At 34.4% G+C, this 23,324-nt stretch carries 22 protein-coding genes; 14 read left to right on the forward strand and 8 right to left on the reverse strand.

Annotation, left to right across the window (positions count from 1 at the left end; genetic code table 11):
* Nucleotides 1-20 precede the first annotated feature (20 nt).
* Genes rimK through ACZ1JT_RS00365 form a run of 5 tightly spaced genes read left to right on the forward strand, consistent with a single transcriptional unit; the run spans nt 21 to nt 3,107 of the window.
* A complete protein-coding gene (gene rimK, locus ACZ1JT_RS00345; RefSeq protein ID WP_465094187.1) occupies nt 21-1,388 on the forward strand; it encodes a 30S ribosomal protein S6--L-glutamate ligase in 1,368 nt (455 codons plus the stop codon).
* 32 nt (nt 1,389-1,420) lie between these two features.
* Nucleotides 1,421-1,936, forward strand: coding sequence for a DUF421 domain-containing protein (locus ACZ1JT_RS00350; protein WP_465094188.1), 516 nt, complete (start codon nt 1,421-1,423; stop codon nt 1,934-1,936).
* Nucleotides 1,929-2,516 (forward strand): TMEM175 family protein, encoded by a 588-nt coding sequence (locus ACZ1JT_RS00355; RefSeq protein WP_465094189.1) that lies wholly within the window; start codon nt 1,929-1,931, stop codon nt 2,514-2,516. Before ACZ1JT_RS00350 ends, ACZ1JT_RS00355 begins: the two co-directional genes overlap by 8 nt.
* 11 nt (nt 2,517-2,527) lie before the next feature.
* Nucleotides 2,528-2,731 (forward strand): GldL-related protein, encoded by a 204-nt coding sequence (locus ACZ1JT_RS00360; protein ID WP_465094190.1) that lies wholly within the window; start codon nt 2,528-2,530, stop codon nt 2,729-2,731.
* Between the two features lie 10 nt (nt 2,732-2,741).
* Nucleotides 2,742-3,107, forward strand: coding sequence for a DUF1304 domain-containing protein (locus ACZ1JT_RS00365; RefSeq protein ID WP_465094191.1), 366 nt, complete (start codon nt 2,742-2,744; stop codon nt 3,105-3,107).
* 29 nt (nt 3,108-3,136) lie between these two features.
* Here the strand turns inward: ACZ1JT_RS00365 and hutH are convergent, their stop codons facing one another.
* Nucleotides 3,137-4,645: a histidine ammonia-lyase gene (hutH, locus tag ACZ1JT_RS00370; protein WP_465094192.1), complete on the reverse strand. Its 1,509-nt coding sequence runs from the start codon at nt 4,643-4,645 to the stop codon at nt 3,137-3,139.
* A 129-nt stretch (nt 4,646-4,774) separates the two neighbouring features.
* Here hutH and ACZ1JT_RS00375 point away from each other — a divergent pair, with 129 nt between their 5' ends.
* A complete protein-coding gene (locus tag ACZ1JT_RS00375) occupies nt 4,775-6,139 on the forward strand; it encodes a redoxin domain-containing protein (RefSeq protein ID WP_465094193.1) in 1,365 nt (454 codons plus the stop codon).
* A gap of 50 nt (nt 6,140-6,189) precedes the next feature.
* Here ACZ1JT_RS00375 and ACZ1JT_RS00380 read toward each other — a convergent pair whose 3' ends face one another.
* Nucleotides 6,190-7,035 (reverse strand): NAD(P)H-hydrate dehydratase, encoded by an 846-nt coding sequence (locus ACZ1JT_RS00380; protein ID WP_465094194.1) that lies wholly within the window; start codon nt 7,033-7,035, stop codon nt 6,190-6,192.
* A 93-nt stretch (nt 7,036-7,128) separates the two neighbouring features.
* Between ACZ1JT_RS00380 and gcvT the strand changes: the two genes are divergently transcribed.
* Nucleotides 7,129-8,211: a glycine cleavage system aminomethyltransferase GcvT gene (gene gcvT / locus ACZ1JT_RS00385; RefSeq protein WP_465094195.1), complete on the forward strand. Its 1,083-nt coding sequence runs from the start codon at nt 7,129-7,131 to the stop codon at nt 8,209-8,211.
* A 73-nt stretch (nt 8,212-8,284) separates the two neighbouring features.
* Here the strand turns inward: gcvT and ACZ1JT_RS00390 are convergent, their stop codons facing one another.
* Nucleotides 8,285-8,884 (reverse strand): porin family protein, encoded by a 600-nt coding sequence (locus ACZ1JT_RS00390; protein WP_465094196.1) that lies wholly within the window; start codon nt 8,882-8,884, stop codon nt 8,285-8,287.
* Between the two features lie 121 nt (nt 8,885-9,005).
* Here ACZ1JT_RS00390 and ACZ1JT_RS00395 point away from each other — a divergent pair, with 121 nt between their 5' ends.
* Nucleotides 9,006-9,716, forward strand: a complete 711-nt coding sequence (locus tag ACZ1JT_RS00395; RefSeq protein ID WP_465094197.1) for a YebC/PmpR family DNA-binding transcriptional regulator — start codon at nt 9,006-9,008, stop codon at nt 9,714-9,716.
* A 220-nt stretch (nt 9,717-9,936) separates the two neighbouring features.
* On the opposite strand, the gene ACZ1JT_RS00400 is transcribed toward ACZ1JT_RS00395, so the two are convergent.
* Together ACZ1JT_RS00400 and ACZ1JT_RS00405 are read right to left on the reverse strand one after the other, a co-directional pair.
* On the reverse strand, nt 9,937-10,977 hold the full coding sequence (locus ACZ1JT_RS00400) for a PLP-dependent cysteine synthase family protein (protein WP_465094198.1): 1,041 nt from the start codon (nt 10,975-10,977) through the stop codon (nt 9,937-9,939).
* A gap of 81 nt (nt 10,978-11,058) precedes the next feature.
* Complete coding sequence (locus tag ACZ1JT_RS00405) at nt 11,059-13,194, reverse strand: S9 family peptidase (RefSeq protein WP_465094199.1); 2,136 nt, start codon at nt 13,192-13,194, stop codon at nt 11,059-11,061.
* Between the two features lie 67 nt (nt 13,195-13,261).
* Here ACZ1JT_RS00405 and ACZ1JT_RS00410 point away from each other — a divergent pair, with 67 nt between their 5' ends.
* Both ACZ1JT_RS00410 and ACZ1JT_RS00415 read left to right on the forward strand, forming a co-directional pair.
* Nucleotides 13,262-13,585 (forward strand): YbaB/EbfC family nucleoid-associated protein, encoded by a 324-nt coding sequence (locus ACZ1JT_RS00410; protein WP_465094200.1) that lies wholly within the window; start codon nt 13,262-13,264, stop codon nt 13,583-13,585.
* Nucleotides 13,586-15,283, forward strand: a complete 1,698-nt coding sequence (locus tag ACZ1JT_RS00415) for a pseudouridine synthase (RefSeq protein WP_465094201.1) — start codon at nt 13,586-13,588, stop codon at nt 15,281-15,283.
* On the opposite strand, the gene ACZ1JT_RS00420 is transcribed toward ACZ1JT_RS00415, so the two are convergent.
* Nucleotides 15,284-16,309, reverse strand: a complete 1,026-nt coding sequence (locus ACZ1JT_RS00420) for a threonine aldolase family protein (RefSeq protein ID WP_465094202.1) — start codon at nt 16,307-16,309, stop codon at nt 15,284-15,286. It abuts the gene before it with no gap.
* 48 nt (nt 16,310-16,357) lie between these two features.
* Here ACZ1JT_RS00420 and prfB point away from each other — a divergent pair.
* Nucleotides 16,358-17,453 (forward strand): peptide chain release factor 2 gene (gene prfB, locus ACZ1JT_RS00425; RefSeq protein WP_465094203.1). Its coding sequence is split into 2 segments (ribosomal slippage): nt 16,358-16,420 and nt 16,422-17,453, totalling 1,095 coding nucleotides; the frame shifts between segments, so codons are not numbered across the junction.
* A gap of 51 nt (nt 17,454-17,504) precedes the next feature.
* Here the strand turns inward: prfB and ACZ1JT_RS00430 are convergent.
* On the reverse strand, nt 17,505-18,587 hold the full coding sequence (locus tag ACZ1JT_RS00430) for an anion permease (RefSeq protein ID WP_465094204.1): 1,083 nt from the start codon (nt 18,585-18,587) through the stop codon (nt 17,505-17,507).
* A 29-nt stretch (nt 18,588-18,616) separates the two neighbouring features.
* Complete coding sequence (locus tag ACZ1JT_RS00435) at nt 18,617-19,261, reverse strand: DUF47 domain-containing protein (RefSeq protein WP_465094205.1); 645 nt, start codon at nt 19,259-19,261, stop codon at nt 18,617-18,619.
* Between the two features lie 177 nt (nt 19,262-19,438).
* On the opposite strand from ACZ1JT_RS00435, the gene ACZ1JT_RS00440 reads away from it, so the two are divergent.
* The 3 genes from ACZ1JT_RS00440 (at nt 19,439) to ACZ1JT_RS00450 (ending at nt 23,311) form a co-directional block, all read left to right on the forward strand.
* Nucleotides 19,439-21,082, forward strand: coding sequence for an acyl-CoA carboxylase subunit beta (locus ACZ1JT_RS00440; RefSeq protein ID WP_465094206.1), 1,644 nt, complete (start codon nt 19,439-19,441; stop codon nt 21,080-21,082).
* 72 nt (nt 21,083-21,154) lie between these two features.
* A complete protein-coding gene (locus tag ACZ1JT_RS00445; protein ID WP_465094207.1) occupies nt 21,155-22,789 on the forward strand; it encodes a M1 family metallopeptidase in 1,635 nt (544 codons plus the stop codon).
* 99 nt (nt 22,790-22,888) lie between these two features.
* Nucleotides 22,889-23,311, forward strand: a complete 423-nt coding sequence (locus ACZ1JT_RS00450) for a DoxX family protein (RefSeq protein ID WP_465094208.1) — start codon at nt 22,889-22,891, stop codon at nt 23,309-23,311.
* Nucleotides 23,312-23,324 lie beyond the last annotated feature (13 nt).

Consider the following 23,324-nt stretch of genomic DNA (forward strand, 5'->3'; position numbering starts at 1 on the left):
AACTGCTAAATCAATAAAAAATGCTTGACAAAGTAATTGTAGGAAGCGAAGAATGGTGTTCTTTCCCATCTTTAGGAATTCCTGTTATCAAAGCCCGTGTCGATTCGGGAGCAAAAACTTCGGCACTACATGCCACCAACATTACTCCTTTCGAAAAAAACGGAGAAAACTGGATAAAATTCGACATCAACCCTATTCAAAACAACCTTAAGGCGGTTATTCATTGTGAAGCTGTTCTTATAGATAAACGCGTTGTTAAAAGTTCTAGTGGTTACCGAGAACAACGTTATGTTATTAAAACAACGTTGGAAATTGGAGGAAGTATTTGGGATGTTGAACTTACTCTGACCAATAGGGATTCCATGGGATTCCGAATGTTATTGGGACGCGAAGCAATGTCAGGTAGAATTTTGGTAGATCCTGAACAAAAATACTTATTAGGACAACCTACCAATGAAAAAATAAAAGAATATTACTATGCCGAAGATACCGGAAAAAAAGGTCTTCGTATTGGCTTATTAGCTAGTAATCCAGAATTATACAGCAACAAACGTATTATGGAAGCTGGAGAAATGCGTGGTCATGAAATGCATTTCTTAAATTTAAAATACTGCTACATGAAACTTGATGCCGACACTCCCGAAATTCATTATCGTGGTGGTCGGGTTTTAAACGATTTCGACGCAGTAATTCCAAGAATACGCCCAAGTATGACCTATTATGGTTGTGCTTTAACACGCCAGTTTGAAGCATTAAAAGTTTTTGCTTTAAATAATTCAGCAGCTATTAGTCAGTCGAGAGACAAATTATTTTCGCTGCAATTGCTTTTAAATAATGGTGTTGACATTCCAACTACAGGATTTGCCAATTCACCTTTAGATACAAACGACTTGATTAAGATGGTAGGTGGCTCTCCCCTAATTGTAAAATTATTGGAAGGAACGCAAGGTAAAGGTGTGGTTTTAGCCGAAACCAAAAAAGCAGCCGAATCGGTTATTAATGCTTTTAAAAGTTTAAATGCCAACATCTTAGTACAAGAATTCATTAAAGAAGCAAACGGTAAAGATTTACGTTTGTTTGTAGTGGATGGAAAAGTAGTTGCTGCCATGCAACGTGAAGCACTTCCTGGAGAATTTAGAGCAAATATTCATTTAGGAGGAACAGCATCTGTTGTGAAAGTAACTTCCGAAGAAAAAAGAATAGCTATTAAAGCTGCAAAAGCCATGAATTTGAAAGTTGCTGGTGTGGATATTATTCGTTCAACGAAAGGACCATTACTTCTTGAAGTAAACTCTTCGCCTGGATTAGAAGGTATTGAAGGTGCAACACAAAAGGATATTGCAGGGGAAATGATTAAGGCTATTGAGAAAAATTTCAAATGGAAATAACCAAATTTTCGAATCTTTTAATTACAAAATAATTGAATCCTTATCTCGATATAATCCTGCGAAGCGTATCCGTATATTTTTTTATGGTAATAGCATTGCGGATTTTCGGGAAAAAAGAACTTTCGCAACTTAACACCTCAGATGTTATTCTTATTTTATTGATTAGCAACTCAGTGCAAAATGCAATGGTGGGAAGTGACACCAGCTTAGTTGGAGGTTTAACCGCTGCTTTTGTTTTATTTTTGGTTAATTTCTTACTCAAGAAACTAATGTTCAAATACAAATCGGTTGGTGTTATTTTACAAGACAAACCTCAAATTCTTGTGCATAATGGGAAAATTGAATTTGAGACACTTGCCAAATTAAGCATCACTTCCGACGAGTTACAAGAAGCCATGCGAGAACACGGAGTAGAACATTATAAAGATGTAAAATTAGCGATGTTAGAAGTAGATGGAAATATTAGCATTTTATCTGGTACTAACGAATTAAAACAAACGCATCATAAAAAAAGAATTCATAAAACCTTAGGTCTAAACGATGAATAAAAACAGACTAGAAGCTTTTAGTGACGGCGTTTTAGCCATTATTATAACCATTATGGTACTCGAAATGCAAAAGCCTGATGGAACCGATTTTAAATCGTTGTTGAAATTACTACCCGCTTTTGTGAGTTACCTGTTGAGTTTTATTTATGTTGGCATTTATTGGAACAATCATCATCATATGATGCATACTGTGAAACAGGTAACAGGCGGTATTTTATGGGCAAATTTACATTTGTTGTTTTGGCTGTCACTAATTCCGTTTGCTACAGCTTGGATTGGCGAACATCATTTTGCCGCCTTCCCCATGCTGATTTACGGTTTTGTACTATTTATGTGTGGAATTGCCTATGTGATTTTGCAAAATTTAATCATAAAAAAGCACGGAAAAGATTCTGTTTTATCCAAAGCAATTGGTAACGATATTAAAGGTAAAGCCTCTGCAATTTTATATCTAATTGCAATATTTTCAACATATTATCACGAAATGATTTCTGGAATCATTTATATTTTGGTAGCTTTAATGTGGTTAATTCCAGATAAACGCATTGAAAGAATTTTCGAAAATGAGAACTCTAATTAATTACTTTTTTTATGAACATTAAATACAAACTTATACTTATTATTTTCTTACTAGGCTGCATTATTAGCATCGTGGGAGCGCTATTCAAACTAATGCATTGGCCTGGTGCTTCTGTAATGTTAATTGTTGGAATGCTTTCTGAAGCAATGGCTGGTGTTTTATTGATTTTAAAAATAATAAACGACAACAATAACAATAGTTTTCTAAATAAATAAACATACGGTTATGACACTATTATCTAAAATACTAATCGGATTTGTCGCTTTTATCCATTTGTATATCGTTTGGCTTGAAATGTTTGCGTGGACAACATATGCGAAGAAAGTATTTAAATCGGTTCCTTCAGATATGTTTGAAAAAACGAAACAAATGGCAGGAAATCAAGGTTTATACAATGGCTTTTTAGCTGCCGGCTTAATTTGGTCGTTATTTATTTGCGATGTACATTGGAGTTTTTACATTGCCTTATTCTTTCTTTCTTGTGTTTTTATTGCAGGAATTTATGGAGCCATAACTGTACAAAGAAGTATATTCTATGTACAATCAGTTCCTGCGCTATTAGGCATAATTAGTATTCATTTTATGAAATAAAAAAAGCCTCAAAATTGAGGCTTTTTTTATTATTCTAATACGTCGCTGTCCAGTTGCAAACTATTCAAAAAGGCTATTGAACGTTCAATATCGTAATGCAAAATTCTATCTTCTTCAACTAATGGAACTTCTTCTCTAAACGATTTTAAGAACGTCTCGATAAAATCACTTGATTTCAAAGGTCTTCTAAACTCTATGGCCTGAGAAGCATTCATCAACTCAATAGCTAAAATACGCTCCAGGTTTTCCATAATTTTCAAACACTTTGTAGCTCCGTTTGCCCCCATACTCACATGATCTTCTTGTCCGTTTGAAGAAACAATACTATCAACACTTGCAGGGGTTGCTAATTGTTTATTCTGACTAACAATACTGGCTGCAGTATATTGAGGAATCATAAATCCGGAATTCAAACCTGGGTTACTAACCAAAAACGCAGGCAATTCTCTTAATCCAGAAATCAACTGATAGGTTCTTCTTTCTGAAATATTACCTAATTCCGCTAAAGCAATTCCTAAGAAATCTAACGCTAAGGCTAAAGGTTGTCCGTGGAAATTACCACCAGATACAATTAAATCTTCGTTAATAAAAATATTCGGATTATCGGTAACCGAGTTAATCTCCGTCTTAAACACTTTCTTCACATAATCAATCGCATCTTTCGAAGCACCATGTACTTGCGGAATACAACGGAATGAATACGGATCTTGAACATGAGCTTTTGGACGCGCAATAATCTCACTGTCTTCCAACAATTCATTAAAACGTCTTGCTGTATTAATCTGACCTTTGTGCGGACGAACAATATGGATTAATTCGTTGAAAGGATCAATTCTTCCATCAAAACCTTCTAGAGAAATAGCTCCAATTACATCTGCTAAATAAGAATATTTGCATGCTTTCAACAATATGTAACAACCGTAAGAACTCATAAATTGCGTTCCGTTTAAAAGCGCTAATCCTTCTTTCGATTGTAGTGTAATTGGTTTCCAACCGTTTTTCTCTAAGACTTTCATCGCCGGCTGACGAAACCCATCTGCATAAACTTCACCTTCTCCAATCAGCGGTAAGCATAAATGTGCCAAAGGTGCTAAATCACCCGAAGCGCCTAATGAACCTTGAGTATAAACTACTGGAAGAATATCGTTGTTATAAAAATCGATTAAACGCTCTACTGTAGCCAATTGAACCCCAGAATTCCCATAGCTCAACGATTTAATTTTCAGTAGAAGCATTATTTTCACAATTTCATGAGGTACTTCATCACCAGTTCCACAAGCATGCGATTTCATTAAGTTCTCCTGAAGTTGAGAAAGGTTTTCATTGGAAATTTTCACATTACAAAGCGAACCGAAACCTGTATTGATTCCGTATATCGGTTCATGATGTGTTTCCATTTTTTTATCGAGATACAGACGGCATTTTTCAATATTAATTCGGGCTTCTTCAGATAATTCAAGTGTGAAATTGTGAGCAATAATTTCATGAAGAAGTTCTAAGGTAAAAACATCAGAACTTATGTAATGTACTGTTTCCATTGTAGTTGTTAGTTTGCGCCCCAAAATTCCGTAAAAAGGCGCTAAAAAGCAAGCTAATTTATTAGTATTTCATTATGAAGTTTTCTATCGTATTTTTTTTACTTTTGAAAAGCTAAATAACTATTAAACATGAAAAACACATTTTACGTAGTACTAACATTAATATTAATGTCTTTTACTACTCCAAAAGAAACGGTAACGGTTTCTGGAAAAATCAGTAATTACGATGGAACAACCATCACAATCAAAGGAGAATCTTTCGAAAAAGAAATCCAAGTAAAACCCGATGGAACGTTCAACCAAACGTTTGATATTGCTTATTCTGGTTCGTACAACCTACTAACAAAAGGCAATCGTTCGGCTTTATATTTAGGAAAAGGAAGCAAACTGGTTATAAATGCCGATGAGAAAAATTTCATTCCTTCAATAAAGTTTTCAGGAAATGGTGCATTGGAAAATACGTATTTCGTAAACAAATCGGCAACTGTTAATAAATTAATGGGAAGTGTTCAGGAGTTTTATGCATTAGATGAAACAGCTTTTTTAAATAAGGTAAAAGAAGTTAAATTAGCAATGGTAGATTTATTGAACAAATCGAAAATAACCGACGCTTCATTTAAGAAAAACGAATTGAGAAGCATCGATTTTTTCGAGCAATTGCAATACTTAAACTATCCAAGTTATCATACGCATTACGCTAAAATTGAAGGCTTTATACCTTCTGAAAGCTTTCCAAAATTTAACGATAAAACGGATTTAGATAACGAATCTGATTTTCTGTTTTCTTCTTCTTACAAACAACTGGTAGCAACAAAATTTAATAATGAATTGTATTCCAAAATGAATGAAAATGACGAATACACATATAAATTAGCGTTACCAGAAATTAAAAAAATTAAAAGTCCTGCCATTAAAAACGCGCACTTACAAAGTGTAGCCTACGAAGTAAGCGCTGGAAACCCAGAAGCTACAATGCTTTATAATGAAATCATGTCATTATCTACCGATGAGAATGCAAAAGAAGCGTTGACAAAAAAATTCAATAAAATTAAAACCTTAACTCCTGGAAATGTTTCACCTACATTTGATTATGAGAATTTCAAAGGTGGAACAACTTCTTTAGAAAGTTTAAAAGGTAAATATGTTTATATTGATGTTTGGGCTACTTGGTGCGGACCTTGTCGTCGTGAAATTCCGAGTCTACAAAAAATAGAAGAAGATTTTCACGGAAAAAACATTGAATTTGTAAGCCTTTCTATTGATGATATAAAAGACCACGAAAAGTGGAAAAAATTTGTTGAAGAGAAAAAATTAGGAGGAATCCAATTGTTTGCCGATAAAAACTGGAGCTCTAAATTCGTAACTGATTACGCTATTGAAGGTATTCCAAGATTCATTTTAGTAGATCCTAACGGAAAAATTGTATCTGCTGATGCTCCTCGCCCATCAGATCCTAAATTAGTCGCTAAATTTGAAGAATTAGGCATTAAATAATTTTATCAAATCACTTACATAAAGGCTATTCGCAAGAGTAGCCTTTTTTATTATGCTAAAGTTAAAAATGCTTTTCCTAAATAACGAATGATATCTGAAGCAATAAACGAATGATATCCGGTTTCGGGAACAGCTATATCGGCTGTTAAACCATGAAGGTAAACTCCCAAAATAGCAGCATCAATAGCTTCGTAATCTTGGGCTAATAACCCTGTAATAATGCCAGTTAAAACATCTCCGCTTCCTGCAGTGGCCAAAGCTTGATTACCAGTAGCATTTTCGAAAACCAAATCTTTATAAACAATATGTGTTGGTGCTCCTTTTATCACAACAATAACATCAAATTCTTTCGAAAATACTTTAACTATTTCAATCATTTCTTCATCCGAATTCCAATTACCAATCAACCTTTGTAATTCTTTTAAATGCGGTGTAATAATTGTTTTTTTGGGGATAATCTCTAACCATTCTTTATTATCAGAAATAATATTCAAAGCATCGGCATCAATAACCAATGGAGTCGTATTCAATTTTAGAAAATGAAATAAAGCTTGTTGCGTTTCAGTATGTTTTCCTAAGCCTATTCCTAATCCAACAGCTTGTAACGGGCGTGAATAATTAATTGACGTTATACGATTATCATAGTCATCAGTATAAACCATTGCCTCAGGTACAACACTTTGAAGAATCTCATAACCGCATCTTGGAATATAAGCCGTAACTAAACCTACACCTGATTTTAAACACGCTTTTACAGACAAACATACCGAGCCCATTTTACCATAACATCCACCAATAATAAGCGCATGACCTTGAATTCCTTTGTGTGATTTCTGGTCTATGATTTTAAAGCGACTTTTTGCTTCAGATTGTGTTACTAAAACATGTCTTTCCATAGCATAAATTTACAAAATATGAATGGTTATCTACTTTGACACTCCGTAAAAATTCAATACATTAGCATCCGAAAAACAAACATACAACATCAAATGAAAAATACAGCATTAACGCACGTTCACGAAAGTTTAGGAGCTAAAATGGTTCCGTTTGCAGGATACAACATGCCTGTTCAATATGAAGGAGTTAACATCGAGCACGAAACAGTTCGTAACGGAGTTGGTGTTTTTGATGTTTCCCACATGGGAGAATTCTTTTTAAAAGGTGAAAATGCATTAGCTTTAATTCAAAAAGTAACTTCTAACGATGCCTCTAAATTAGTTGATGGTAAGGCACAATATTCGTGTTTACCTAACAACGACGGCGGAATTGTAGACGACTTAATCGTTTACAAAGTGGCAGATAATCACTATATGTTGGTTGTAAATGCTTCTAACATTGAAAAAGACTGGAATTGGATTGCTTCTCATAATGATTTGGGTGTAGAAATGATTAACAATTCTGACGACTATTCATTGCTTGCAATACAAGGCCCTAAAGCTGCTGAAGCAATGCAATCGTTAACATCAATCGATTTAATCAACATGCCGTATTATTCTTTCCAAATTGGAGAATTTGCAGGTGTAAAAGATGTTATCGTTTCTGCTACGGGTTATACTGGTTCTGGTGGTTTTGAGATTTATTTCAAAAATGAAGATGCAGAGTTAATCTGGAGCAAAGTTTTTGAAGCTGGAGCTGCTTTCGGAATTAAACCAATCGGATTGGCTGCACGCGATACTTTGCGTTTGGAAATGGGCTTCTGCTTATATGGAAACGATATTAACGATACAACTTCACCTTTAGAAGCTGGTTTAGGATGGATTACAAAATTCGATAAAGAATTTACCAATTCAGCAAATCTTAAAAATCAAAAAGAAGCAGGAGTTAGTCGTAAATTAGTTGGTTTTGAATTGTTGGAAAGAGGAATTCCACGTCATGATTATGAAATTGTTGATGCTAACGGAAACGTAATAGGAATTGTAACATCTGGTACACAATCACCATCTTTAGGAAAAGCAATTGGGCTAGGATATGTTCCAACAGCCCTGTCTACTCCAGATTCTGAAATTTACATTAGAATCAGAAACAAAGATTTAAAGGCAAAAGTGGTTAAACTTCCTTTTTATAAAAAATAATTTAGCCCGAACTTATAAATAAAAAAGCCGATTAGTACTAATCGGCTTTTTTATTTATCATTACTCACTCGGATTAAAGTTTAACAACACATCCCAAATTAAAAGTACTGTAGACATTTTTAAATTTTATATCTCCATTTTTAGGCACTTCAGACAAACCCGACATACCTTGATAATCCATTAAAATTCCAACTTTTTCATTAACTTGAATCTTATATCCAATTCCGTAATTTAAACCCAGTTGGAAAGAATTTATATACTGTTTAACATCTTGATCATTAGCTTTAGCTGACATTAAAAATCCAAGACTTGGTCCAAAATTCAAATTCCATTTTCTAGTACTTCCAAAATGCCAATTTGCATTAACTGGGATTGTTAAATAGTTCAATTTATCTTTTGTCTTGGCTAATCCAATTTCTGGAGCGCCATATTCACTTCCCATTCTTTGAAACAACAATCCAGAACGTAAACTCCAACGATCATGAAAATAATAATCCCCATTTACCCCAAAGTTAATGGATGAAACTGGATCATTTGACAACTTTTCAACAGCATAGTAGTTAGACGTGGCATAACCAATAATCGGAGTTAATTCTATAGCGCCTTTTTCTCTAACTTGAGAGAAACCAAAAAGACTAGAGAATAATAGTCCTAAACATAAAATTTTTTTCATGATGTTTTTTTTAATTGGCGCGAAAGTATACTATTTTTCTCAATTAAAAAAAGATTAAATTCCATGTAAAGAATGTTTATTGTATTTATTATTTTTGCAATCTCAATAAATTTTTTAAGAAATGGGAAGAGCGTTTGAATTTAGAAAAGCACGAAAAATGAAACGTTGGTCAGCAATGGCTAAAACGTTCACTAAAATTGGTAAAGATATTGTAATGGCGGTTAAAGAAGGAGGTCCAAATCCGGAAACTAACTCCCGTTTACGTGCAGTTATGCAAAATGCAAAAGCTGCTAATATGCCAAAAGACAACGTAGAGCGTGCTATTAAAAAAGCAACTGATAAAGATACAGCCAACTTTAAAGAAGTTTTATTTGAAGGTTATGCACCACACGGAATTGCAATTTTAATTGAAACCGCTACCGACAACAATAACAGAACTGTTGCCAACATTAGAAGTTATTTTAATAAATGTAACGGAACAATGGGAACACAGGGGTCTGTAGAATTTATGTTCGACCACACATGTAATTTCCGTATTCCGGCAGAAGGACAAGATGTTGAAGAGTTAGAATTAGAAATGATTGATTTTGGCGTTGAAGAAATTTTTGCTGACGAGGATGGTATCGTTATGTACGCTCCTTTCGAAAGTTTTGGATCTATTCAAAAAGAACTGGAAAATCGTGGCTTGGAAATTTTATCGTCTGGATTTGAAAGAATTCCACAAATCACAAAAGAATTAACTCCGGAGCAAGTTGCTGATGTTGAGAAATTATTAGAGAAAATTGAAGAAGATGATGATGTAATGAACGTTTTCCACACGATGCAGGAATAAGTTCTAGATATCTCAGACTTCTTAGACTTCTTAGAAAGTTAGATTTTTAGAAAAATAGATAAAAAAACTCCATTTAACAATGGAGTTTTTTTATGTCTTTGAAATACCTTTTTGCAATATTTGAATTCAGGAAAGTATATAAAAAGAAAAACTCCGAGAATTCGGAGTTTTATCTAAGTATTTTTCTAAAAAATCTAAGAAGTCTAACTTTCAAAGATGTCTATTTTATAAATTCAATTTTTTGAGCTTCTTCAGCATTGATGCTATCAAAGAATCCTTGCTCATTCATCCACTCATCACTGAATACCTTACTCATGTAACGTGATCCATGGTCTGGGAAAATAACAACTACATTACTGTTTTCGTTAAATTCACCATCTTCAGCAAATTGCTTAATGGCTTGCATTGCTGCACCAGAAGTATATCCAACGAATAATCCTTCTTTTTTAGCAATTTCACGCGCTGTATGTGCACTCTCTTCGTCTGTAACTTTAGTGAATTTATCAATAGAATCGAAATCTGTAGCTGTTGGAATTAAATTCTTCCCTAGCCCTTCAATTCTATATGGATAAATCTCATCGTTATCAAATTCTCTGGTTTCATGATATTTCTTCAATACTGAACCAAAAGCATCAACTCCAAAAATTTTAATATTTGGATTTTTCTCTTTTAAATAACGTGCAGTACCCGAAATAGTTCCTCCTGTTCCACTACATGCAATAAAATGTGTGATTTGACCATTCGTTTGTTCCCAAATTTCTGGACCAGTAGTTTTATAATGTGCATCAACATTCAATTCGTTGAAATATTGATTAATATATACCGAACCTTTGGTTTCTTCGTGTAAACGCTTTGCAACATTATAGTACGAGCGAGGATCATCTGCAGAAACGTGTGCTGGGCAAACATAAACTTTAGCTCCCATTGCACGCAACATATCAATTTTATCTTTTGATGATTTTGAACTTACTGCCAAAACACAATCATATCCTTTAATAATGCTTACCATTGCTAAGCTAAAACCAGTGTTACCCGATGTAGTTTCAATAATAGTATCGCCAGGCTTTAAAATTCCTCTTTTTTCAGCTTCTTCTATAATATAAAGAGCAATTCTGTCTTTAGTAGAGTGTCCCGGATTAAAGGCTTCAACTTTTGCATAAAAGTTACCTTTTAGTCCTTCGGTTATCGTATTAAGTTTTATTAGGGGCGTATTTCCTATTAATTCCAATACGTTATTATAGGCTTTTATTTCTTCTTTCATAAAAAATAAATTACTCAAGATGTGAATATAAATATTTTTTGAGACATTCACAACCTTGCAAATGTATAAAAAAAACTTTATCTACTTCGTTATTCGTTCCAAATCTAACAAAAAAGTGTATTCCTTTGTTACTTCTTTAATGGCTTCAAATCTGCCGGATGCCCCGCCATGACCCGTATCCATGTTGGTATCTAAAAACAATTGACTATCGCCAATTTTCATGGTTCTTAATTTAGCCACCCACTTCGCCGGTTCCCAATATTGAACCTGTGAATCGTGCAAACCGGTAGTAACTAATAAGTTAGGGTATTTTTGTCTTTTTACATTGTCATAAGGAGAATACGACAACATATAGTCATAATATTTTTTTTCGTTAGGATTTCCCCATTCATCATATTCTCCGGTAGTTAACGGTATTGAATCGTCCAACATTGTGGTTACAACATCTACAAACGGAACTTGAGCTATTACACCATTGTATAATTCTGGCGCCATATTAATGATTGCTCCCATCAATAATCCACCTGCAGAGCCTCCTTCGGCATACAAGTGTTTTTCTGAAGTATATTTTTGTTCAATTACATATTTAGAACAATCGATAAAGTCGGTAAACGTGTTTATTTTCTTTAATAATTTACCGTTTTCATACCATTCGCGACCCAAATCTTCTCCACCTCTAATATGAGCAATACCATAAATGAATCCGCGATCTAATAAACTCAAACGAATAGATGAAAAATAAGGATCCATAGATGACCCATACGATCCGTATGCATATAACAAAAACGGATTAGTGCCATCTTTTTTAATGCCTTTTCTGTAAACTATTGAAATTGGTACTTTAGTTCCATCTTGTGCGGTTGCCCATATACGTTCTTCTGTATAATTGTTTTTATCGAATTTACCGCCAAGCACTTCTTGTTCCTTCAAGATTGTCTTGGTTTTGGTTTTCATATTAAAATCAATTACCGAGGAAGGTGTCGCCATCGATTGATAACTATAACGTAAAATTTCAGTATCAAAATCAACATTAGTTGTTGTATAGGCGGTATAAGTTTCACTTTCAAAAGGCAAATAGTACTCCCCTTTTCCTGCCCAAGGTATAATGCGGATTTTATTCAACCCATTATTACGTTCTTCAACAACTAAATAATCTTTGAAAATTTCGATACCTTCAACCAAAGTTTCTTTGCGATGCGGAATTAAATCAACCCAGTTTTCTTTGGCTGTTTTAGTTTCAGCAGTTTTCATTACTTTAAAATTAACTGCCTTATCCTTATTTGTTACCACATAAAAACTATCGCCAAAATGAGAAATCGTATATTCTAAACCGCGTGTTCTTTTCTGAAAAACTCTAAATTTTCCATCAGGATTAATCGATTCTAAAATTTGATATTCCGATGTCAAAGTACTACTAGAACCGATAACTAAATATTTTTTAGATTTTTCCTTGTAAACATAAACCGAAAAAGTATCATCTTTTTCATGATAAACCAACTGATCTTCATCTGCTTTTGAACCTAATTTATGTTTGTAAATTTTTTCAGAACGCAGTGTAACCAAGTCTTTTCTAGTATAAAACAACGTTTTATTGTCTGAAGCCCAAGTAGAACCTCCTGTGGTTTTTTCTAATTTAACAGGAAGTATATCGCCGGTTTCTAAATTTTTTATCTGAATAACATATTCGCGACGTGAAACCGTATCTACACCAAAAGCGCACCATTTATTGTCTTCGCTAATGTTAAGTCCGCCCAACTGAAAATACGCATGTCCTTTTGCTAATTCATTACAATCGAACATGATTTCTTCAGCCGCTTCTAAACTTCCTTTTTTACGCGCATAAATAGGGTAATCTTTCCCTTTTTCATAACGTGTAATATAATAATAACCGTTATACAAATAAGGCACAGAACTGTCATCTTCTTTAATTCGCGATTTCATTTCTTCAAACAAATCGGCTTGAAATTGCTTGGTATGAGCCGTCATTGCATTATAATAATCGTTTTCTTTATTCAGATAATCGATTACTTCGGGATTCTCTCTTTCATTTAACCAATAATAATCATCGGTACGAACATGACCGTGCTTTTCTAATGTTTTAGGTTTTACTGCAGCTGTTGGAGCTGTTATAGTGTTTGTCATTTTCAAAGGTTTGTTTTGTGCTAATGAGCCGCAAAAAATAAAGTACAGACAGTTTATCAGAATTTGTTTTTTCATTTTAAGAGCTCATAAATTGGTTGCAATTTAGTAATTTTGCAGTTCCATTAATTTTAAAATTATTAACATGTTTGGAGATATTATGGGGATGATGGGTAAGCTTAAAGAAACCCAACAAAAAATTGAAGAAACTAAAAAAAGATTAGATACCGTTCTTATTGATGAACAAAGTAATGACGGACAATTAAAGGTTACTTTAACTGCTAACAGAAAGATAAAATCTATTGTAATAGACGACAGTTTATTACAAGACAAAGAACAATTAGAAGATTATTTGATTCTAGTTATAAACAAAGCCATTGAAAAAGCTACCAATGTAAACGAAGCTGAATTGGGAGCTGTAGCTAAAGAAGGCATGCCAAGTATTCCTGGTATGGATATGTTTAAATAATTGAATTCTACTACACAAATACCCGCTCATTTTATTCCTTTTAAACAGGATGTTTCGTCGTTCGAATTACCGAAACGATTTACTTTTCCTTTTTACTATGAACCTCACCCATTAAGTGTTCTAGCGGCTAACGAACTTCAAAAGTACTTAGTGGAACAATCGGAATGGGAGCATAATTTTGGATTAAAGGAAAATCAAAACGGACTCGTAATTGGAAAGATGTTTGGCGTATTAGTGGTAAAAAACAATCTAAACGAAATTGGGTATTTAGCTGCTTTTTCAGGGAAATTAGCCGGCCAAAACAAGCACACTCTTTTTGTTCCTCCGGTTTTTGATATGCTTACCGAAGATAGTTTTTTCAAGCGTGAAGAAGAAATTCTTAATGCAATCAATCATAAAATTGAAATACTCGAAAACAACCCCGAGTATTTATATTTAAAACGTTTTCTGGTTAATGAAAAAACATCTTTCGATAAAAAACTTGCTGATTATAAATCGCAAATAAAAGCTTCTAAAAAAGAACGTAAAGAAAAGCGTGAGAAGGCTGTAGCTAATAGAATGGATTGTGTTAAACTGGAAGACTTACTCGAAGAACTTAAAAAAGAAAGCTTAAAACAAGCCTATTTTTTAAAAGATTTTGTTCGTAAATGGGAAGAACATCTCAATGATTTTCAAGAAAAAATAAATCATTTTGAAAATGAAATTGAAAATCTGAAAGAAGAACGAAAACAAAAATCAAATGCGCTACAACAGCAGCTTTTTGAACAATATAGTTTCTTAAATGCGCTTGGTGAAAATAAAAGTCTGTTCGATATTTTTCAAAAAACCAGTCAAATAAAACCTCCTGCAGCAGCTGGTGAGTGTGCTGCTCCTAAATTATTGCAATATGCTTTTCTTCATAACCTACAACCAATTTGTATAGCCGAATTCTGGTGGGGTCAAGCGCCAAAATCTGAAATTAGAAAACACGGTCACTTCTACCCTGCTTGTCGAGGAAAATGTGAACCAATACTCGGACATATGCTTCAAGGTTTGGAAGTTGATGAAAATCCAATGCTTGAAAATCCAGCTGAAGGTGTTGAAATAGAAACACTTTACGAAGATGACTTTTTGGCTATAATTAATAAACCCGCAGAATTTTTATCGGTTCCAGGTATTGCAATTCAGGATTCGGTTTATGAACGAATGAAGCTAAAATATCCAAATGCAACAGGTCCGCTTATTGTACATCGTCTGGATATGTCGACATCAGGACTGATGCTAATTGCTAAAGACAAAGATACTCATAAAGCACTTCAAAGTCAGTTTATAAAACGCACAGTAAAAAAACGTTACACGGCTTTACTTAATGGAATAGTTAAAGATACTGAAGGCGAAATAGATTTGCCATTACGTGTAGATTTAGAAGACAGACCTCGACAATTGGTTTGTTATGATTATGGAAAACCCGCCAAAACAAAATGGAAAGTTGTTGAGCAAAAAGAAAACAAAACCAAAATTCATTTTTGGCCTATAACTGGACGCACACATCAATTACGAGTACATGCTTCCCATTCATTAGGATTGAATTGCCCTATTCTTGGAGATGATTTATACGGAACAAAATCAAACAGACTTCATTTGCATGCCGAATGGATTGAATTCAAACATCCAGAAACTAGAGAAATAATGACGTTTGAAGCCAGCTCCGATTTTTAATTACATTTCTAATTTCTGTAAAACCTCCATCACATAATCGTGCATTACTTGCTTGTAATCTAAATGAGTTACAATTCGTAATTTACCTTGTCCCATTGAACTAATAAAAATCCTTTTTTGTTTTAGTTTTTCCATTAGTATTTTTTCATCAAACTGAGGTTTAATCGAAAAAATTAAAATATTTGTCTCAACAGGTTCAACTTTGTTAACCCAGTACAATTGTTGCAGTAGATTCCCAATTTCTTTAGCTCTTCTGTGATCCTCTTCTAAACGACCCACATTGTGTTGTAATGCGTATAACCCTGCAGCTGCCAAATACCCAATTTGACGCATTCCTCCTCCTAATACCTTTCGGATTCGCAAAGCACGATGTATAGTTTCTTTATCACCTAAAAGCAATGAGCCTACTGGAGTTCCCATACCTTTCGACAAACAAACCGAAATCGTATCAAACAACTCACCGTATTGCTTCGGATGGTGACGTTTCGCTACCAAAGCATTCCACAAACGAGCACCGTCCAGATGGTACTTCAGATTATTATCTGTACAAACCTGTTTAATTCGTTTTAATTCTTCAATATCATAACAAGCTCCACCTCCTTTGTTTGTTGTGTTTTCAATACAAACCAATGAAGTTTTCGGATTATGATAAAATTCAGGATCGGTTAAATGTTCTTCAACTTGTAACGACGTAATCATACCTCTATTCCCGTCTACAAGGGAACACGAAACACCACTATTAAACGCAGCACCACCAGCTTCATACAAATAAACATGAGCCCACTTATCACAAATCAACTGATCTCCCGGTTGTGTATGCAACTTAATAGCAGCTTGATTTGCCATTGTTCCCGAAGGAAAAAACAATGCCGCTTCTTTTCCAAACAAATCAGCTACAGTTTCTTCAAGCTCTACAGCAGTTGGGTCCTGGCGATATACATCATCACCTACTTTAGCTCGAAACATGTATTGTAACATTTCCGGTGTTGGTTTTGTAACCGTATCACTCACTAAATTTATTTCCATAATCTAAAAAGGAATGTCTATTTTTGCGGGTATAAAATTATACTATTTATGGTAAATACCGAACAGATTAAGGATATTATTGAGCGCCTTGGTGCGTTAAGGAGGTATCTTTGACATCGATAAAAAACTTATCGAAATAAGCAACGAAGAAGAAAAGACTTTTGCACCCGATTTTTGGAACAATGCAAAAGAAGCCGAAGTCATAGTTCGCAACCTTCGCTCAAAGAAAAAATGGGTTGAAGATTACAAAAAAGGTAATGCAATGACTGAAGAACTTCAAATCATGCTTGAATTCTTCAAAGAAGGTGATGTTTCTGAAGATGAACTCGACGAACAATACAACAATACCATACTACATATCGAGAACTTAGAGTTCAAAAACATGCTTTCAGACGAAGGTGATAGTATGAGTGCCGTTTTGCAAATTACTGCCGGAGCTGGTGGAACTGAAAGTTGTGACTGGGCATCGATGTTAATGCGTATGTATTTGATGTGGGGTGAAAAACAAGGGTACAAGATTAAAGAACTTAACTTTCAAGAAGGTGATGTTGCCGGTATTAAAACCGTTACTTTAGAATTTGAAGGCGATTATGCATTTGGATATTTAAAAGGTGAAAATGGTGTACACCGTTTGGTACGAATTTCTCCATTTGACAGTAATGCTAAGCGTCATACTTCGTTCGCATCTGTATATGTCTATCCGTTAGTAGACGATACTATCGAAATTGAAATTAGTCCTTCGGATATTGAAATTACAACAGCGCGCTCGAGTGGTGCCGGAGGTCAGAATGTAAATAAAGTAGAAACCAAAGTTCAATTATTGCACAAACCTACCGGAATTCAAATTCAGTGTTCCGAAACGCGTTCACAACACGACAACCGTGAAAGAGCAATGCAAATGCTACGTTCACAATTGTATGAAATAGAACTAAAAAAACGTTTAGAACAACGCGCAGACATTGAAGCCAGTAAAATGAAAATTGAATGGGGATCACAGATTAGAAATTACGTAATGCATCCTTATAAATTGATAAAAGATGTTCGTACCAGTTTCGAAACCAGTGATGTGGATGGTGTTATGAACGGAAACCTAGATGAATTTTTGAAAGCCTATCTAATGATGATGGGACAAAAAGAAGAATAAAAAAATCCCGATTTATTTAAATCGGGATTTTTGTTTTATAACTGTATTGTATTAAAATATTCTAAAAAGATAATAAATAATAGCCGCAATTACTGCCGAAACTGGAATGGTTAAAACCCAAGCCCAAAGTAAGCTAATGGTTACTCCCCAACGTACAGCTGAAATCCTTTTAGTAATTCCAACCCCAATGATAGATCCAGTAATAGTGTGTGTGGTTGAAACTGGCACTCCTAAATGTTCTGTAATGTACAAGGTTACTGCTCCAGCTGTTTCAGCAGCCACACCTTCTAATGGCGTTACTTTCGTAATTTTAGAACCCATGGTTTTTACAATTTTCCATCCACCACTCATAGTTCCTAAACCAATAACCACGAACGAAGCCAACGGTACCCACCACCAAAATTCATCGTTTACAAACAAATTGAAACGTTCTTTTGATTCGGCGGCTACATACAATGCATCATTCAATTTTATTTTATAGCAAATAACGGCTGCACCAATAATACCCATAACTTTTTGAGCATCATTTCCACCATGTCCTAAACTAAATAATGCCGAAGAAACCAACTGTAATTTTTTAAACCACTTATCTGCTCTATGCGGATTAGCTTTTCTACAAATATTTAATATCAGAATAGTAATAAAATAAGCGACCGTCATCCCTATTAAAGGCGCACAGAATATGAATAAAAATGTAGGAACTACTTTTGCGTAATTAATTACATCAACTGTTTCTCCGTTAATTACTTCAGAAATTCCACCAGCATGTGCTATTGCAGCACCCATAAATCCTCCCAATAAAGTATGAGATGATGACGATGGTATTCCTAATTTCCAGGTTAGTAAATTCCAAACAATAGCAGCAATTAAACCAGCAAGAATTACTTCAAGTGTAATAAAATTTTCATCAACCGATTTCGCTATTGTATTACCAATTTTAAATTCTCCAATCCAAAATTTAGAAATAAAATAAGCCGCAAAGTTAAAAGCCGCAGCCCAAACAACAGCCTGAAACGGTGTAAGTACTTTGGTTGCAACTATGGTAGCAATTGAGTTGGCTGCATCATGAAAACCATTGATGTAGTCAAAAATTAATGCGAGAACAATAATTGCAATTAATAAGGTTAAATCCATAAAGATTATTTTCGAATGAGACGAACAGATTAAGAATGTTTAACAGTAACCGATTCTAAAACATTCGATACATCTTTACACTTATCTAAAGCTGTTTCCAATGACGATAAAACTTCTTTGTATTTAATAATGTTTTTAGCATCAGTTTCGTTTTCGAAAATATCTGCTACTGCTTTATCGAATACACTATCTGCTTTTGCTTCAAGTTTATTAATACGTTTACAAGCATCGGCAATTTGCTTCAGGTTTTTCATATCCTTAAGATTCAAAATAGCAGCTCCAATTAACTGACAAGCTTCTAAATTAATCTCTGTAAGTTTACGAATAGATTTCGTGATTTTTTCAACTTGATACAAACGCATTCTACTAGCCGCACCATGCATGTAATCAGCTACATCATCAATAGAAGTAATTAAGGCATGAATGTCCTCACGATCAAATGGAGTAATAAAATTTCTACTTAATTCTAAGTTCGTTTTATGTGTAATCTCTTCAATATTTGCTTCTAAATCTTCAATTTTTCTATAGTAGTCTTCACGCTTATCTTTAGAGGCATTTACAGCTTCGTGCAACGTTTCAGCCATTAAAATCAAATCTTTGGAAGCTTGTTCAAATAAGGGAAAGAACTTTTTGTCTTTCGGTACCAGAAACTGGAAAATACTGTTTATAGACATTTTTCGTTAATTTATCGCAGCAAAAGTACCCGTGCAATGTTAAGTAATTGTTAATTTAACAACAATTCATGTTTAACAAATCGAATAAACACTTGCCTGTTCAACATTTTCAAAGATAAAAAAGGTTTTGTATTTTAGCACACCAAAAATTACTAAAAGCTAATAACACATTCTACAATGGATATCAACTTCAACAAAAACGAAGATCACAACAAACTACTACTTTCCGATTTAAGACAACGTTTTGCCAAAATCAAATTAGGTGGTGGCGAAAAACGAATTGCTAAACTTCATGGAGAGGGAAAAATGACGGCAAGAGAACGAATTGATTATTTGTTAGACAACAATTCGAACAGTATTGAAATTGGCGCTTTTGTTGGCGAAGGAATGTACAAAGAACACGGTGGCTGCCCTTCTGGCGGTGTTGTTATTAAAATTGGATACATTAATGGAAAACAATGTGTAGTAGTTGCTAATGATGCTACCGTTAAAGCAGGTGCTTGGTTTCCAATTACAGCTAAGAAAAACTTAAGAGCTCAGGAAATTGCCATGGAAAATAAACTTCCAATTATCTATTTGGTAGATTCTGCTGGTGTTTACTTGCCAATGCAGGATGAAATTTTTCCTGATAAAGAACACTTTGGTCGCATATTCCGTAATAATGCAATTATGAGCAGCATGGGAATAACTCAAATTGCTGCGGTAATGGGAAGTTGTGTTGCCGGTGGCGCTTATTTACCTATTATGAGTGATGAAGCTTTAATTGTAGACAAAACCGGAAGTATTTTTCTTGCGGGAAGTTACCTTGTAAAAGCAGCCATTGGTGAAACCATTGATAATGAAACTCTTGGTGGCGCTACAACACATTGCGAAATTTCAGGTGTAACCGATTATAAAGCTAAAGATGATAAAGACGCTTTAGATACTATCCGAAATATCGTTGGAAAGATTGGTGATTACGACAAAGCCGGTTTTAATAGAATAAAAGCTGAAAAACCAGCATTAGATGAAAACGAAATCTTCGGAATTCTTCCAAAATCAAGAGCCGAGCAATACGACATGATGGAAATCATCAAACGTTTGGTCGACAATTCTGAAGTGGATGAATACAAAGCAGGATACGGTCAATCTATCATAACTGCTTATGCGCGTATAGACGGATGGGCTGTTGGAATTGTTGCCAATCAGCGTAAAATTGTAAAAACTACTGGAGCAAAAACCAAACCAAGTGAAATGCAATTTGGTGGTGTTATTTATTCGGATTCTGCCGATAAAGCGACTCGTTTTATAGCGAATTGTAATCAGAAGAAAATTCCGTTAGTCTTTGTTCATGATGTAACCGGATTTATGGTGGGTTCGAAATCGGAACATGGGGGAATTATTAAGGATGGCGCTAAAATGGTAAATGCGGTTGCCAATTCGGTTGTACCTAAATTCACTTTTATTGTTGGAAACTCATACGGTGCCGGAAACTACGCTATGTGTGGAAAAGCATACGACCCACGATTAATTTTTGCTTGGCCAAGTGCCGAATTAGCTGTTATGGGTGGTGCTCAGGCCGCAAAAGTATTAATGCAAATTGAAGCTGCATCTTTAAAAGCCAAAGGTGAAGAGGTAGATGCTCAAAAAGAACAAGAATTATTCGATAAAATAAAAGCACGTTACGACGAACAAGTTTCGCCATATTACGCGGCTTCTCGCCTATGGACTGACGCAATTATTGATCCGTTAGAAACCAGAACTTGGATTTCAATGGGTATTGAGGCTGCTAACCATGCTCCTATTGAAAAACCATTCAATTTAGGCGTTATACAAGTCTGATAATAACCCTAAGTGTAACAATACCCAAAATCTGCTACTAATCTACTAGCAGATTTTTTTATTTTAAACATCATGAAAAAAATACTTACCGCATCCTTACTTTTCTTTGGTTTACAAATAACTTCGGCACAACTTACCGTTGCCAAAGAAAACTTTACGCGCAGAGATACTTTACAAGGCGGATTAAGACCTGAAAGAACTTCATTTGATGTATTGCGTTACGATTTAAATATTACTATAAATCCGGTTGAAAAATCAATTTCAGGATATAATGATATCACCTTTAAAGTTGTTGAGGCTACCAACAAAATTCAAATCGATTTATTCGAAAACATGAATATTGATAGCATTGTTTACAATTCTAAAAAGTTAAATTACAAAAGAGAACTTCTAGCCACATTTATAGAATTTCCTCAACCTTTAATAAAAGGAAATGAAACTAAAATCCGATTTTATTACTCAGGTAAACCAGTTATAGCTAAAAGAGCTCCATGGGATGGGGGATTTGTATTTACAACCGATTCTCAAAATAAACCATGGATTGGTGTAGCTTGTCAAGGATTTGGAGCAAGTTGCTGGTTTCCTGTAAAAGATACACAAAGTGACGAACCTGATTATGGCGCATCTATTAAAGTTGCCGTTCCGAATGGTTTAATGAATGTATCTAATGGCCGATTTTTAGGTAGTGAAGACTTAAAAAACGGTTACACCCGTTGGGATTGGGAAGTTAAAAGTCCGATTAACACTTACGATATGACGGTTAACATTGCTGATTATGCACATATTCATGACAATTATAAAGGCTTAGACTTAGATTACTATGTACTAAAAGCAAACGAAGAAAAGGCAAAAAAACACTTTGAAGAAGTGAAACCTATGATGGATTGTTTTCAATCGAAATTTGGTACTTATCCATTTAAAGAAGACGGATATAAATTAGTGGAAACACCTTATTTAGGTATGGAACACCAAAGTGCTGTAGCGTATGGTAATCATTATTTACAAGGATATTCAGGCAGCGATTTATCCGGTACTGGGGTTGGATTACTTTTTGATTATATCACAATTCACGAAAGCGGACACGAATGGTTCGGGAACAGCATTACTTCTCGTGATATTGCCGATATGTGGATTCATGAAGGATTTACAATGTATTCGGAAATTGTATATATAGAATGTCAATTTGGCTATGAAAAAGCTATGATTTATGCGAATGGTTTAAAAAGAGCTGTAAGCAACGATCGCCCTATTATTGGCCACCTTGGCGTTAATAAAGAAGGTAGTGGTGATATGTATCCTAAAGGTGCTTTACTACTTAATAGTATTCGTCATATCATCAACAACGATACAAAATGGTGGGAAATGATTTTAAAATATTCTGAAACGTACCGCCATAAAATAATCGATACACAAACTGTAGTAGATTTTTTCAACAAAGAGTCTGGTCTTAACCTAACACCTGTATTTAATCAGTATTTGCGCTATAAAACGATTCCGACTCTAGAAGTTCGTAAAAGAAAAAAACATATCGAAATACGCTGGAATACTGAAGAACCAAATTTTAATATGCCAGTAGAATACAGTATAAAAGATTCTTCTTCTAGAATAGCTGTTGGAAATGACTGGGTTAAATTACCTAAAAAAGTAACTCTTGAAAATGCGGATTTCAATACCCGAAAAATGTATTTTAAAGTGGTAAAACTATAAAAAAATCCACTTTGTCGATTTAAGATTGTTCTTCAACGAAAAAATTACGCTTGTAAATTCATAATCAGTAATTTAGATTCAAATCAAATCGACAACGCTATGGATACTGTAAAAAACCTTAACAAATGGGCTAACGCTCACACCAGCTATCCGCTAGATATATTACGGATTGCACTTGGAATTTTTTTAATTTTAAAAGGAATATCGTTTATAACAAACAGACATTATCTACATGAAATTTTGAGTCAGATGCAAAGTTTCGGAAGTGAAATGTTGTTAATACATTACATTGCTGCTGCACATATGATGGGCGGACTAATGATTGCTTTTGGGTTACTAACAAGATGGTCTATTGTGGCACAACTTCCCATACTCATAGGTGCGGTAGCAGTAAATTTTATTGGAAATTTTGTTGGAACAAATTTTGTTCTTTCATCCATCACATTAATTGCGTGTATCTTCTTCCTGTTTTACGGAAGTGGAAAACACTCGGCTGATTATTATTTCAAAATGCAACAGTAGAAAACAACTTTTT

This window comes from Flavobacterium sp. IC2-16 (genome assembly GCF_055521455.1).

What these genes read in the sequence shown, in the direction of transcription:
- gcvT (WP_465094195.1), top strand. Translation starts at nt 7,129, where the DNA reads ATGAAAAATACAGCATTAACGCACGTTCACGAAAGTTTAGGAGCTAAA.
- ACZ1JT_RS00405 (WP_465094199.1), bottom strand. Translation starts at nt 13,194, where the DNA reads ATGAAAAAACAAATTCTGATAAACTGTCTGTACTTTATTTTTTGCGGC.
- rimK (WP_465094187.1), top strand. Translation starts at nt 21, where the DNA reads ATGCTTGACAAAGTAATTGTAGGAAGCGAAGAATGGTGTTCTTTCCCA.
- ACZ1JT_RS00395 (WP_465094197.1), top strand. Translation starts at nt 9,006, where the DNA reads ATGGGAAGAGCGTTTGAATTTAGAAAAGCACGAAAAATGAAACGTTGG.
- ACZ1JT_RS00450 (WP_465094208.1), top strand. Translation starts at nt 22,889, where the DNA reads ATGGATACTGTAAAAAACCTTAACAAATGGGCTAACGCTCACACCAGC.
- ACZ1JT_RS00355 (WP_465094189.1), top strand. Translation starts at nt 1,929, where the DNA reads ATGAATAAAAACAGACTAGAAGCTTTTAGTGACGGCGTTTTAGCCATT.
- ACZ1JT_RS00410 (WP_465094200.1), top strand. Translation starts at nt 13,262, where the DNA reads ATGTTTGGAGATATTATGGGGATGATGGGTAAGCTTAAAGAAACCCAA.
- hutH (WP_465094192.1), bottom strand. Translation starts at nt 4,645, where the DNA reads ATGGAAACAGTACATTACATAAGTTCTGATGTTTTTACCTTAGAACTT.
- ACZ1JT_RS00360 (WP_465094190.1), top strand. Translation starts at nt 2,528, where the DNA reads ATGAACATTAAATACAAACTTATACTTATTATTTTCTTACTAGGCTGC.
- ACZ1JT_RS00390 (WP_465094196.1), bottom strand. Translation starts at nt 8,884, where the DNA reads ATGAAAAAAATTTTATGTTTAGGACTATTATTCTCTAGTCTTTTTGGT.
- ACZ1JT_RS00430 (WP_465094204.1), bottom strand. Translation starts at nt 18,587, where the DNA reads ATGGATTTAACCTTATTAATTGCAATTATTGTTCTCGCATTAATTTTT.
- ACZ1JT_RS00445 (WP_465094207.1), top strand. Translation starts at nt 21,155, where the DNA reads ATGAAAAAAATACTTACCGCATCCTTACTTTTCTTTGGTTTACAAATA.
- ACZ1JT_RS00420 (WP_465094202.1), bottom strand. Translation starts at nt 16,309, where the DNA reads ATGGAAATAAATTTAGTGAGTGATACGGTTACAAAACCAACACCGGAA.
- ACZ1JT_RS00375 (WP_465094193.1), top strand. Translation starts at nt 4,775, where the DNA reads ATGAAAAACACATTTTACGTAGTACTAACATTAATATTAATGTCTTTT.
- ACZ1JT_RS00435 (WP_465094205.1), bottom strand. Translation starts at nt 19,261, where the DNA reads ATGTCTATAAACAGTATTTTCCAGTTTCTGGTACCGAAAGACAAAAAG.
- ACZ1JT_RS00380 (WP_465094194.1), bottom strand. Translation starts at nt 7,035, where the DNA reads ATGGAAAGACATGTTTTAGTAACACAATCTGAAGCAAAAAGTCGCTTT.
- ACZ1JT_RS00365 (WP_465094191.1), top strand. Translation starts at nt 2,742, where the DNA reads ATGACACTATTATCTAAAATACTAATCGGATTTGTCGCTTTTATCCAT.
- ACZ1JT_RS00400 (WP_465094198.1), bottom strand. Translation starts at nt 10,977, where the DNA reads ATGAAAGAAGAAATAAAAGCCTATAATAACGTATTGGAATTAATAGGA.
- ACZ1JT_RS00440 (WP_465094206.1), top strand. Translation starts at nt 19,439, where the DNA reads ATGGATATCAACTTCAACAAAAACGAAGATCACAACAAACTACTACTT.